At 48.4% G+C, this 12,556-nt stretch carries 10 protein-coding genes; 4 read left to right on the top strand and 6 right to left on the bottom strand.

Translation table 11 applies throughout. The features are described from left to right. The first annotated feature begins 14 nt into the window (after window positions 1–14). Both rnt and DS731_RS07170 read left to right on the top strand, forming a co-directional pair. Window positions 15–650 (top strand): ribonuclease T, encoded by a 636-nt coding sequence (gene rnt / locus DS731_RS07175; RefSeq protein ID WP_119500679.1) that lies wholly within the window; start codon window positions 15–17, stop codon window positions 648–650. 106 nt (window positions 651–756) lie between these two features. Beyond that, window positions 757–2,079, top strand: a complete 1,323-nt coding sequence (locus tag DS731_RS07170; protein WP_119500678.1) for a sugar porter family MFS transporter — start codon at window positions 757–759, stop codon at window positions 2,077–2,079. A gap of 80 nt (window positions 2,080–2,159) precedes the next feature. Here DS731_RS07170 and DS731_RS07165 read toward each other — a convergent pair whose 3' ends face one another. Further along, complete coding sequence (locus DS731_RS07165; protein WP_119500677.1) at window positions 2,160–2,765, bottom strand: peroxiredoxin; 606 nt, start codon at window positions 2,763–2,765, stop codon at window positions 2,160–2,162. Between the two features lie 224 nt (window positions 2,766–2,989). On the opposite strand from DS731_RS07165, the gene DS731_RS07160 reads away from it, so the two are divergent. Next, on the top strand, window positions 2,990–3,184 hold the full coding sequence (locus tag DS731_RS07160; protein WP_119500676.1) for a (2Fe-2S)-binding protein: 195 nt from the start codon (window positions 2,990–2,992) through the stop codon (window positions 3,182–3,184). Between the two features lie 45 nt (window positions 3,185–3,229). Here DS731_RS07160 and DS731_RS07155 read toward each other — a convergent pair whose 3' ends face one another. The 5 genes from DS731_RS07155 to DS731_RS07135 form a co-directional block, all read right to left on the bottom strand. Continuing rightward, window positions 3,230–6,124, bottom strand: a complete 2,895-nt coding sequence (locus DS731_RS07155; protein ID WP_119503345.1) for a TonB-dependent receptor plug domain-containing protein — start codon at window positions 6,122–6,124, stop codon at window positions 3,230–3,232. A gap of 422 nt (window positions 6,125–6,546) precedes the next feature. Continuing rightward, window positions 6,547–7,614: a FecR family protein gene (locus DS731_RS07150; protein ID WP_119500675.1), complete on the bottom strand. Its 1,068-nt coding sequence runs from the start codon at window positions 7,612–7,614 to the stop codon at window positions 6,547–6,549. 3 nt (window positions 7,615–7,617) lie between these two features. Further along, window positions 7,618–8,175: an RNA polymerase sigma factor gene (locus tag DS731_RS07145; protein WP_119500674.1), complete on the bottom strand. Its 558-nt coding sequence runs from the start codon at window positions 8,173–8,175 to the stop codon at window positions 7,618–7,620. Between the two features lie 144 nt (window positions 8,176–8,319). Beyond that, window positions 8,320–10,890, bottom strand: coding sequence for a TonB-dependent receptor plug domain-containing protein (locus DS731_RS07140; RefSeq protein ID WP_119500673.1), 2,571 nt, complete (start codon window positions 10,888–10,890; stop codon window positions 8,320–8,322). A gap of 384 nt (window positions 10,891–11,274) precedes the next feature. Next, entirely contained in the window at window positions 11,275–11,625 is a 351-nt protein-coding gene (locus DS731_RS07135; RefSeq protein WP_119500672.1) for a Grx4 family monothiol glutaredoxin, read from the bottom strand. Between the two features lie 342 nt (window positions 11,626–11,967). Here DS731_RS07135 and sodB point away from each other — a divergent pair, with 342 nt between their 5' ends. Beyond that, window positions 11,968–12,552 carry a superoxide dismutase [Fe] gene (sodB, locus tag DS731_RS07130; protein WP_119500671.1) on the top strand — a complete coding sequence of 195 codons (585 nt, stop codon included), beginning with the start codon at window positions 11,968–11,970 and terminating at the stop codon, window positions 12,550–12,552. Window positions 12,553–12,556: the final 4 nt, after the last annotated feature.

Genomic DNA, 12,556 nt, shown 5'->3' with positions numbered 1-12,556 from the left:
GGCTTCTTCGTTCTATGTCTGAAAACGCGAATTTGTTAAAGCACCGTTTCCGTGGTTATTTTCCTGTCATTATTGATGTGGAAACTGCCGGTTTTAATGCTACAACTGATGCACTGCTGGAAATCGCTGCTGTCACTTTGCGTATGGATGAACAAGGTGATTTGCACCCCGACAAAACCGTGCATCACCATGTCAATCCCTTCGAGGGCGCGAACCTGGAGCCGGCTGCACTGGAGTTTAATGGTATCGATCCTCATTGTCCGTTAAGGGGCGCACTGGATGAAGCCGATGTCATGAAAGACGTATGTAAGCAAATCCGCAAACTGCAAAAAGATGCAGATTGTCAACGCTCAGTGATTGTGGCCCATAATGCCACCTTTGATCAGAGCTTTGTGAATGCCGCGATTGCCCGCAGTAACATTAAGCGCACTCCGTTTCACCCGTTTGTGTCTTTCGATACAACGACACTGGCAGGGTTAGCCGTTGGTCAGACGGTACTGGTTAAGGCATGCCGCGAAGCCGGGATTGCATTTGACCAGAGTGAAGCACACAGTGCCCTTTACGATGCAGAGCGGACAGCAGAACTGTTTTGCTACATTGTGAACCGCTACAAACATTTAGGTGGCTGGCCAGTCGCGCCTGCGGAATGACCGGTCACAGGGACAGTTATCCTGTTTCTATTTGACGCCGCCTCTTCCTTGTTAACAAATTGTAACGTACACTGAGAATAACTGAATCGTTTAAGTCGTGTACGTTATGAAACATCCCGTTGTCCTCTGGACCCTGACCGTCGCCTTCGCCGGTTTTCTTTTCGGGTTTGATACCGCTGTTATTTCCGGCGCTGATCAACCCATTCAGGCTTTATGGCAAACCTCAGATCTGACTCACGGATTGCTGGTCATGTCTTCTGCCCTGTGGGGTACCGTTGCCGGCGCCCTCACCGCCAATATTCCCTGCGATAAGTTTGGACGCAAACCAGTACTTGTTGGCATTGGCATTTTGTATGTGGTGTCAGCCATAGGCTCAGCACTGGCAACCGATCCTGTGTTTTTCAGCATTATGCGCTTTATTGGCGGGTTTGGGGTCGGTGTGTCGTCCATTGCGGTGCCCGCCTACATTGCTGAGATTGCGCCGGCGCAGAAACGGGGCCGTATGGTAGCCACCTATCAGTTCCAGATTGTGTTTGGTATTCTCATCGCCTTTCTTTCAAATTTTATACTCTCCGCCTGGTTCAGCCTCGACTGGCGGTGGATGCTGGGTATAGAAGCCATTCCGGCAATGATTTATCTGTTATTAGTACTTAATGTACCGGAAAGCCCGCGCTGGCTGCTTCTGCACCGGAATGATGAAAAACAGAGCCGTGATATTTTGCTCCGCGCCGGTGAAACTGACCCGGATGCTGTGCTGGCTGCGGTAAAGCGGGATGTTCAGAATCATCGCAGTCCGTCACTGTTTAATGCTGCCTACCGTTTACCGGTGTTGCTGGCTTTTCTGGTGGCGATGTTTAATCAGTTGTCAGGCATTAATTTTGTTATCTACTTTGCACCCAGAATATTCTCACTGGCCGGCCTGGATGCTTCTTCGGCTTTGTTATCCAGTGCAGGCATTGGTCTGGTAAACCTGGTGTTTACCCTCGCCGGACTGGCACTGATTGATAAAATGGGCAGACGACAATTGCTGTTTGCCGGCTCACTGGGCTATCTGGTGTCTCTGAGCCTGCTCACCTGCGCGTTCTGGTTGCAATGGCAGGGAATACTCGTGGTGGGTCTGATATTTTTATTCATTGCTTCTCATGCCATGGGCCAGGGTGCTGTTATATGGGTGTTTATTTCAGAGATATTTCCTAATAGCGTCCGCGCCAAAGGTCAGGCCCTGGGCAGCAGTACTCACTGGGTGTTCGCAGCGCTGATTGCCCTGCTGATGCCCTGGTTGCTGAGCCAGTTTTCAGCATCCGCTCTGTTTGCGTTCTTTACGGTTATGATGGCCTGCCAGCTTATCTGTGTGATTACCTTTTTCCCCGAGACAAGAGGAGAAACGCTGGAAGATTTGGGAGATACACTTTCCCGCTCACAGCGTTAAGTGATAACGCCACAGCAGAAATAAAAAAACGCCGCAGGAGCAGTGCTCCGTGCGGCGTTTTCCGGTATTTCAGGCTTTGCTTACAGCTTGTCTGCTTCTTCAGACAGGTATTTAGCAACACCGGCAGGAGATGCATCCATACCCGCTTTACCTTCAGTCCAGCCAGCAGGACATACTTCACCGTGCTCTTCATTGAACGTCAGCGCGTCAACCATACGCAGCATCTCATCAATGTTGCGGCCCAGAGGCAGATCGTTAACGACCTGGTGACGTACGTTACCTTCAGCATCAATCAGGAATGAACCACGGAAAGCAACACCCGCTTCAGGATGTTCCACATCGTAGGCCTGACAAATTTCGTGCTTAACGTCAGCAACCAGAGTGTACTTAACCGGACCAATACCGCCCTGATTTACCGGTGTATTTCTCCACGCATTGTGTGAGAACTGAGAATCGATAGAAACACCGATCACTTCCACGCCGCGCTTCTGGAATTCTTCATAACGCTTATCAAATGCGATCAGCTCAGAAGGACATACGAAAGTGAAGTCCAGAGGGTAAAAGAACACAACGGCTTTCTTACCTTTGATAGCTTCACTTAACGTGAAAGAATCTACAATTTCACCACTTCCTAAAACAGCTGCTGCAGTAAAGTCAGGGGCCGGACGGCCTACCAGTACGCTCATTGTTCGCTCCATTAATCTTTTAAATATTATCTGTTTGCCCGCAGGCATAACCAATATAGGTGCAGTTATCTGAAAGCCAAGGTTTTTCAGGCCTAAATCAAAAATAAATCCCTTTGTTTTCTTAATGTAGACTAAAGATTAATCGAAAGATTGTTGCAGAAGTATTGCTAATTATACAAATAACAACTATTATCATTCACGTTGAAGTTAATAAGGTTTGTTGTATGTTCGTTTGTATGTGTTACGGCGTGACGGATAAAGACATCATGAATGCAGTGGAACAGGACGGTGTGGGTAACATCCGTGAACTGCGTCAGCATTTGGAACTGGGAAACCAGTGCGGAAAATGCATTCAGATGGCCCAGCAAATTATCGATTCGACCATTGTCGATGAATCTCTTTTCAAAGAAGTGTGCTGATCCTCATAGTCACACTTCTCTGACGTTTATTCTTCCCTTTCTTTCTTAAAAGTCGTATCGCGACTGCAGATAATAAAAACCACCATTGATGCCGGACGGCGCTGTAGGCGGATACAACGCGCCGACGACCTCACTGTATGGATTCCGGTCCGGATACGTATTAAACAGATTAGATGCGCCTAACGCGAAGGTCAGATTTTCTGAATAATGCCAGCTCATTTCTGTATCCAGCGTAATCATACTGCCACTGTTAATGTCCATGTCTGCTGCGGCGTCTACATGATCCTCATAAAAACCACCATAATATTTCAGGCGCCACAACAGTGACCAGGCCTGCCAGTGCTGTTTTAACGTGCTGGTTACCCGGACAGCTGGCAGGTTATCTTCCAGCATTCTGACCCGCTGTGGGGTAAGACTGGGTACCAGTACCACTTCACCGTCACGGTTTCGTTGCGGGAATGCTGATAACCGCTTCACTTTGGTGTCAGTCCAGTTCATCGAGGTAGTAAGCGCATGGGTAATACCGGCGACATCAAAACGGTAATTCACTACTACATCTATACCCTGTGTTTCGGTATCGAAATCATTGGCAAAAAACTTTATCGCATTAAAATTATCCGCTTCACGGTTACCCTGACTTAACAGCAGGTCGATATCACTGTCAGTAAGAGGGATGGCAGATGTTGTACTTATTCTGTCCTGCAGACGGATATTGAAATAGTCCAGCGTGAGGTAAAAATCTTCATCCCAAAAAGCGACAAAGCCCACACTACCGTTCACAGACTCTTCCGGCGTCAGAGGTTCTGCTCCCAGTTGCACGGAAATAGGATGGGTAGGCGGCAGGGTTGCCTGATCTTCCAGACCGGAAGAGGCATAGGCAGTGGTAATATTAATGACGTTGCTCTGCCCTACCGTAGGCGCTTTAAAACCGGTACTCAGCGAGCTGCGAAAAGAAATCACATCGTTGAGGACATACCGCAGATTAATCTTGCCGTCCAGCGTTGAGCCGAAATCTGAAAAATGCTCTCCACGCAACGCCGTTGCTACCTGCAAATCTTCAGTCAGATGTAACTCCAGATCTGCATACATGGCCCAGTTGTGACGACTCCAGTGGCCCGCAGACATAGGCTGATAGCCGGGAAAGCCATTGGACCCCACACTGAAGCCGGCGGAATCGTTGCGGGAAGCGTCGTTGGCAAAAGGCCCTTCCACCCACGATGCCTCATCGCCGGCGATTTGACCGTAGGTTTCCCGACGCCATTCGAAGCCGACAGCCACGCTGGCCGGTTTGGACGTCCAGCCATCATAGAAGCGGGAAAAATCAAGATTTACCGTCCGCTCGACCTGGCTTACTGCGCCGGGGGAAAAGGACAAAGGAGACGCATCGCCCAGGGACGGGTTGACCGTGTTTTCCAGTCGAAAACGCACATTGGAGTATCCGACGCTGCCACTGAGATCAAATAGCCAGTGCTTGTTCAGTTCGCCCCGAACCCCTGCGAATAAAGACCCGTCTTTGATCACGCCCCCGAAGCGGGGAGTAAAACCACCCGGGAACCACTCATTAAATGCAAAACAGTTTGCCCCTGTAGGCGTAGTATTATCCGCAATCAGCTGATAAGCAGGATTGTCCAGCACATTTGCGCCGGTAATGAAAATATCCGGGCAGGCTATCCCCTGTCCTATGCCGTCTTTATCGGCAACTAACAGTTTATTCTCTGACGACTCCGGATCACTGAACACACCCAGCCGGGTATGCGGATGGCGGTAATAGAAGCCGCCATCTACAGCACGCCGTGCCGCGGTGCCGAAAAAATACAATTCAGTGTGATCATCCAAAGGCACGCCGGCATTAAAAGCCAGTTTCATATCACTGCCCACATCCAGCGCGCCCCAGATTTGCGAGGGGTCAGTAACATAGGGATTGCCGGCTTCGGTCAGTGCCAGTGCATCAGAGCGCTGCACAGACCGGCTGGTCGCATTCTGCTGCTGATATTCTGCCGTAATGTTAAAAAAACCGTCACCCAGTGCCAGACCGGTATTCGCCTGCAACTGCACGCTTTCTCCGTCACCTTCGTAATACTGTCCGGTTTTGCCGGCGACATACCCGCCCTCACGGCGGTTATCCAGTACAAAGTTGATAACACCGGCGATCGCATCAGAGCCATATTGCGCAGCAGCGCCGTCGCGCAGTACTTCCACCTGACGCATGGCGCCTGCCGGCAGCACTGAAATATCCGGTCCCTGAGCGCCGTCTGACAGCCCGCCGCCTAAAAATGTGATCACTGCAGAACGGTGTCTGCGTTTGCCATTCAACAATACCAGCGTGTGATCAGCCGCCATTCCCCGCAGGTTTGCCGGGCGGACAAGACTGGCGGCATCGTTAATGGGCTGGTCGTTAACATTCAGCGACGGCACCACGCCGGCCAGCATGGTTAATACATCTGTGCTGCCCTGCGCCTGCAGTGCATCTCCGGCAATAATGTCTAAAGGTACCGGAGATTCAACAACTGAACGTGGCGCACTGCGGGTGCCCACAATAGCAATCCGTTCAATAGAAAAACCAATATCGTCATTGACTCTGGGGCGTGGCGGGCGCGGTGGCGGTGTTTTCAGCTCGTTGACCGCTTTCACCGTTAACATGCCGGTTGCGTCAATCTGTACAGCAAGTGCGGTGCCGCGGAGCAGCTGCAATAACCCTTCCTGCAAAGTAAACGAGCCGGTAAGTCCATTGGCGCGGACTTTCTCTGCCAGTTCGTAGGGGAAAAGTAATGTGGTATTTGCCTGTTTGGCAAATTCAGTGAGAGCAGCGTCTGCACTTTGAGGGGGAATATCAAAATCGATTTTTTGCTGCGCAAACACAGGCGCGGTATAACTGGCTGCGCAAAAGCTTGCAGCAGTCAACACGCGGATTAGCGATAAGCGAAGAAGTGTTTTGCGCATGAAAATCTGACTGTCGACTATATCTGTGTTGTAAAAAAAACCGCCACCCATACCGGGGGGCCCGTTTTCAGCCCGTTTTATTGTTATTTTTGTGAGTAAACAGGACGTTTAGCAACACAACTACTTTTCTTTTATTCGTTAATAATAGTAAAACCAGAACCCGATACAATAATAGCGGCGAAAACATCAAACCGCTCAGTTAAATATTTTCCCGCCTTGCCGGATCACTTCCTTTATACGCAACGCTACAGAATTCTGTGCTTTTACACAATATGGAAACAGCAGGAAAAGTGGGAATAAAGAGTATAAAGCGGAAATATAGGGTTAAACGGCGGACCCGGTATTATTTCTCCGGAATATTCATATGACAGTCAAAGCGTTAAATACAACACTGCCCGTCTTAGCGGGCAGTGTAAATTGTGTTATCCCTGTTGTTCAGACAACTGAATGGTCATCGCGTCAACACGTTTATGTTCAATGTGGAAGCTGTTCTTCAACGCCGACAATAAGCCACTGATGTCGCCCACTTTGAAATATCCGGCAACCCGCTTCTGCTTCAGCGCTTCACCTTCAATGGTAAAATCAACAGCGGTGTAACGTTCAATTTCACGTAAAGCATCTTCCAGCGCCTCGCCTTTAAACACAATCATACCCTGTTGCCAGGCCAGGTCCTGTTCCATTGCATCGGTATCGAGATTTTTAAGGTCGCTGAGTTCGCCGTCGACATTGGCTTTTTCGCCGGCAGTGAGCAGTTTCAGATTGCCAAATGCATTGCCTTTCTGAATCATTTCTGCAATTTCTTCCCGGCTCACAGAATTTTGTTTGTCCTGCACCAGCACTTTACCTTCTGTCACCACCAGCTCAAATGCTTCGTTGTTTGTGTACTGCATATTAAAAGCAGTACCAATGGCTGTAACCGTATTTATGCCGGCTGTTACGGTAAATGGTCTGGAAGCGTCGTGAGCCACAGTGAAATGTGCCTCGCCCTTAATTAAATCAATAAGGCGGCGCTCGCCGTCAAAGTTAATCTGAATAGCCGAGTTAGTGTTCATGTGCACCACTGAGCCATCATTTAAGGTCAGTGTTTTCTGTTCGCCAATGGCCGTTCCAATACGTTGCGCCAGATGATAGCCGGTGTCATTCTGACCCAGCCAGTAAGAATCAACCATCATGGCAGCGGCCGCTGCCATAAGCAGAAAACCGGCTGCCACGCTCCAGCGTGCCTGGCGAAGTACTTTTCTGGCTTTGCCCGTTTCCCCTTTAATCTGCGGACGCAGGGGGAACATGCCTTTTAATTCATTCAGCACGCTTAAATCATCCCAGACACGCGCCACGTCAAATAAAATACGGCGGTGACTCTGACTGGCATTCAGCCAGTCCCTGAGCGTGTCTGTTTCTTCGCTGGTTAAGCCACGATCAATACGGCTTACCCAAAGGCAAGCTTCCTCGTGTATGTCATCCTTACTGGTGAATTTGCTCACATTACTCATGGCTTAACTACTTGTTTGTCCTGATCTTGTCTGCCCTGTTGTACCTTTAGCACCGGTACCGGCACTGGCTGCCAGAAAACGTGAACATTGCAATAGCCCTTTGGCTACATGTTTTTCGACGGTACTTTCGCTCAGGTCCGTCAGATCTGCAATATCCCGCTGGCTCATGCCATAGACTTTCTTTAATAAAAACACCCGCTTCACTTCAGGCGACAAGGATTCTGTTGCTCTGCAAAAATGAATAAAGCGCTCTTTACTTTCGACATGCTTCTCAAGGCTGTAACCCACTAAATCGTGAGGAAGCATATCCATATCATCTACCGGCTGGTTTAACTGGCTCGCCGCACTGTTCACATGATTAAGCGCGAGATTTCTGGCCGTTTTCAGCATGTAGGTCCGCTCATAGCGGATTTCCTGTTTTAATTCAGCCTCATAACTTTTAATGAAGGCTTCCTGCACGATGTCTTCAATATCATCCGAACTGACAATAGCACTCACCGCCCGCATCATCTTTGTGCGGTATTTTATAAAAGTGGCGGCGATAGTCGATTTGTTGGACATAATCTCTTTACAGGCAATGTAGCTAAACCGTTACAAGTCGCTCTATGATGCCAGTTTTTTGCTCATGAAGTCATGCATTATTTTTTATACTTAAGTAGGGTACAAAGGGGGCAGATGCCCCCTTTTTATAACCCTTTGCTACGCTTAGAAGGTATAAATACCGCGAACGTAGTAGAAGCCACCGTTGATACCCAGCGGAGAGGTAACCGGATAAGCTGCACCGGCAATCTCATTGTCATACTGCGTATTGCGGTCCGGATATTCATCCAGCGCATTCTTCGCACCGACAACCAGTTGCAGGTTTTCGCTTACACTGTAACCCACTTCAACATCCAGAGACAGCTCAGAACCGATGTTATCGATTGGTAAGCCTGAATCCAGGTGATCTTCAAAGATGCTGCCGTAGTAGTTCACACGACCCAGTACGCGCCAGTCACCATTGGTGTGGTTAGCAGTGAAGCTCCAGCGGGTTGCCGGCAGGTTGTCTTCAAGCATACGTACACGCTCTGGTGTGATGTTCTCAGACGCCTGGTCTACAGTGGTCGAAGTCCAGTTGTATGCCAGAGAGTACTTAGTCTCGCCGCCGAACATGTCCTGACTGTAGTTAGCAACAACGTCAAGACCTTCAGTAGTGGTATCGAAGTCGTTGGTGAAGAACTTCACCGCAGAGAAGCTTGATGCATCAGAAACGCCTTGGGCCAGCAGCGCAGCAATGTCTTCTTCTGTTAATGCGATAGCAGATGTTGTACTGATACGGTCAGTCACTTCAATGTTGTAGTAGTCAGCAGTCAGGAACAGACCGTTATCAAACTCAGCAACCACACCGAAGCTCATGGATACAGACTCTTCAGGCGTCAGCGGCGTACCGCCTTTCTGAACAGAGATAGGATCTGTAGGAGGCAATGTAGCCTGATCTTCCAGCTGGCCACTTGAACCGAATGCCGTGGTTACGTTACGTACTGTGCTCTGACCAATCGTTGGTGCTTTAAAGCCTGTTGAGTACGCACCACGGAATGCAATGCTGTCAGTCAGCTGATAACGGGCAGACAGTTTACCTTTCGTGGTATTACCGAAGTCCGAGAAGTCTTCATAACGCACCGCTGCTGCAACCAGGAAGTCGTCAGTCAGATATAATTCTGCGTCCAGGTAGAATGCGATGTTGTGACGTGACGCTTCACCCTGACTCTTGTTAGACAGACCGGGGAAACCGTTTGAACCGATACCGAAGCCCTGAGAAGCCAGCGGGCCGATAGTGTAAGACGCAATGTCTCCGGCTTTCGCTTCGTAGCTTTCATGACGGTACTGGAAACCACCTGCCAGGTACAGCGGCTCATTCAGACCCACTTCGATTGGCTTAGTCAGATCAATATCCAGAGTCTGTTCAGACTGTACATACGTACCCGGCTTGAATGACGTAGGTGTTTCCGGACCCATAGACGGGTTGATGGTATTTGAAATCGCAAAATCAATTTCGTTCTGACCCAGGTTCAAGCTGACGTCATAACCGATTTCGTTAGCCAATTCACCACGGGTACCGAATACCAGTGACATATCCTGAACAGTACCGCCGAAGCGCGGCGTGAAACCGCCCGGGAACATTTCGTTGAATGCAAAACAATCAGGATTGTTTGCTACTTCTTCAATATAACGCGGGTTCTGCAATACATTGTCACCGACCAGAATGTCAGTCGGGCAGTTACCGGACATATCGCCGGTCAGATCACCAACCAGCAGTAACTGGTTGCCGTCAGCATCTGTACCACCGTCGTTAACACCGCTACGATTATGCGGGTTACGGTAGTAGAAACCACCTTCTACTTCACGCTCAGCGTAGTTACCGAACATGTAGGCTTCGGCATTGTCGCTCAGTTCCAGACCTAAGTTTGCGAAAACTTTGATGTCGTCTTTGATCTCAGGGCTACCCCAAACTTGTGCAGGATCTTCAACAAATGTGTTTCCGGCAGCTATCAGCGCAGCTGCGTCATCGCGCTGCACACTGCGTGACGTTGGATCAGAAGTACGGTATTCAGCAGACAGGTTAATAAAACCGTTCTCGCTTAACGGTAAACCGATATTACCGGAAACCTGCATCATGTCACCGTCACCTTCATAGTATGAACCGTAACGGGCTTCGAACATGCCGCCTTCATCAGCGTCTTTGAGTACGAAGTTAACAACACCGGCAATCGCATCAGAACCGTACTGTGCAGCAGCACCGTCACGCAGAACTTCTACCTGTTTCAGAGCAGATGAAGGAATAACAGAAATATCTGGACCCTGTGCACCGTCAGACAAACCACCACCCAGGAAGGTAATGACTGCAGAGCGGTGACGACGCTTGCCGTTTACCAGCACCAGAGTGTGGTCTGAAGCCATACCACGCAGGTTAGCCGGACGAACCAGTGTTGACGCATCGTTGATAGGCTGGTCATTTACGTTGAAAGAAGGTACGACGGTTTGCATCATCGATACCATGTCCGTTGCGCCCTGGTTCTGGAACTCATCACTGGAGATGATATCTACCGGAACAGGAGAGTCGCCGACTGAACGGGGAGCGGCACGGGTACCGACAACAGCGATTTTTTCAACATCTTTCGCTGCAGCTTCTTCACTTTCCTGCGCATAAGCATTCACAGAGGCCAGCATACTTACAGCAGCAGAAGCTGCCAGTGCAGTACGCACATTTTTTGTCAGTTTTGACATTGACGTTTTCATAGTGGTTTCCTGGATTTTGCGATTTTTCCCCGGCTGAATCAGCACTGAATATGACGTGTCAATTTAGCCGGAATTTTTTTATTTTTAATAATACACACACTAACTTTTACCGCGTTAGTTGGGGAACTTATAGACCGCAAACCCATAGAAAACAAACCTTTTTAGCCAAATTAAAAATATTTTTTAAAGTGATGGAGGATTTTGATTTCTGACCTGTCTATTACAATATTGGCGGGGTTTAAGCGCAGTGAAAATCAGCCCGATCCGGCTAATTTACATACAATTTTTGGTTATCTCCCTTTCGACCGTATTGTGTTTTTCTGACACAAAAAACCCGGCAAATGCCGGGTATTTTTTTACTTTTTTCAGACTCTGAAAACCGGATTATTCTTCTTCAGTTTTATACTTTGCAGCAGTGTCTTTGATCAAAGGTTGTAATTCATTTTGCTGGAACATTTCGATAATAATGTCACAACCGCCAACCAGTTCGCCATCTACCCATAGCTGTGGGAAAGTTGGCCAGTTAGCGTATTTAGGTAATTCCGCACGGATATCCGGATTTTGCAGAATATCCACATATGCAAATGGTTCACCACATGACATCAGCGCCTGAACGGCTTGTGCAGAAAAACCACAACTAGGCAGTTTAGGAGAACCCTTCATGTATAAAAGAATTGGGTTTTCGCCAATTTGCTGCTTAATTCTGTCTACGGTTGATTCGGTACTGTTTTCCATCCGATCCTCTCTGGTGGTGGGAGATACTTTCAGTGCATTATGGGTATCTTAGCGCCGGATTCAAGGGCTGAGAGCGGTTTTTCTGTCATAGCATGACTATCTTTTCATTAATGTGATCTGAAATGGCCTGTTAACCTTACCAGTGGATATCACTATTTTTTGGCAAATCAGATGATGATTTTTTTGCATTGCACCACTAAAAATGCATAAATTTGTCATTGAGTTATCAAAATCTACCCTTATATCTGTATACAGCTTTGACCGTTGTCGTTTTCCCGCGCCCATGTTGTGAACAAAGTGGGAATATCGACGTTAATACATTGAAAAGAATGGAGAATTCAAATGGCGTTTGAACTACCACCACTGCCGTACGAAAAAAATGCACTTGAACCGCACATTTCAGCAGAGACGCTGGAATACCACTACGGTAAGCACCACGCCACCTACGTAACTAAACTGAACGGTTTAGTGGAAGGCACAGACCTGGAAAGCAAAGATTTAGAAGAAATCATCAAAACTTCAGAAGGCGGTGTTTTCAATAACGCTGCTCAAATTTGGAACCACACGTTCTACTGGCACTGCCTGAGCCCAAATGGTGGCGGCGAAGCCACAGGTTCTGTTGCTGAAGCGATTAAAGCAAAATGGGGCTCATTCGAAGACTTCCAGGCTGCATTCGATGACAAAGCAGTAAATAACTTCGGTTCAAGCTGGACCTGGTTAGTGAAAACTGCTGATGGCTCTCTGGACATCGTAAACACCAGCAACGCAGGTACGCCAATTACTGAAGAAGGTGTAACACCTCTTTTAACAGTTGACCTGTGGGAACACGCTTACTACATCGACTACCGCAATGCCCGTCCTAAGTATCTGGAAAACTTCTGGAAACTGGTTAACTGGGAATTCGCGAACGAAAACTTCGCGAAGTAATTAC

Source organism: Alteromonas sp. RKMC-009 (assembly GCF_003584565.2).
Lineage (GTDB): Bacteria > Pseudomonadota > Gammaproteobacteria > Enterobacterales > Alteromonadaceae > Alteromonas.
This window is presented reverse-complemented; position numbering and strand designations above follow the sequence as displayed.

Bases quoted from the DNA above. Each gene is read 5' to 3' on its own strand.
- rnt (WP_119500679.1), top strand. From the start codon at position 15: ATGTCTGAAAACGCGAATTTGTTAAAGCACCGTTTCCGTGGTTATTTT.
- DS731_RS07170 (WP_119500678.1), top strand. From the start codon at position 757: ATGAAACATCCCGTTGTCCTCTGGACCCTGACCGTCGCCTTCGCCGGT.
- DS731_RS07165 (WP_119500677.1), bottom strand. From the start codon at position 2,765: ATGAGCGTACTGGTAGGCCGTCCGGCCCCTGACTTTACTGCAGCAGCT.
- DS731_RS07160 (WP_119500676.1), top strand. From the start codon at position 2,990: ATGTTCGTTTGTATGTGTTACGGCGTGACGGATAAAGACATCATGAAT.
- DS731_RS07155 (WP_119503345.1), bottom strand. From the start codon at position 6,124: ATGCGCAAAACACTTCTTCGCTTATCGCTAATCCGCGTGTTGACTGCT.
- DS731_RS07150 (WP_119500675.1), bottom strand. From the start codon at position 7,614: ATGAGTAATGTGAGCAAATTCACCAGTAAGGATGACATACACGAGGAA.
- DS731_RS07145 (WP_119500674.1), bottom strand. From the start codon at position 8,175: ATGTCCAACAAATCGACTATCGCCGCCACTTTTATAAAATACCGCACA.
- DS731_RS07140 (WP_119500673.1), bottom strand. From the start codon at position 10,890: ATGAAAACGTCAATGTCAAAACTGACAAAAAATGTGCGTACTGCACTG.
- DS731_RS07135 (WP_119500672.1), bottom strand. From the start codon at position 11,625: ATGGAAAACAGTACCGAATCAACCGTAGACAGAATTAAGCAGCAAATT.
- sodB (WP_119500671.1), top strand. From the start codon at position 11,968: ATGGCGTTTGAACTACCACCACTGCCGTACGAAAAAAATGCACTTGAA.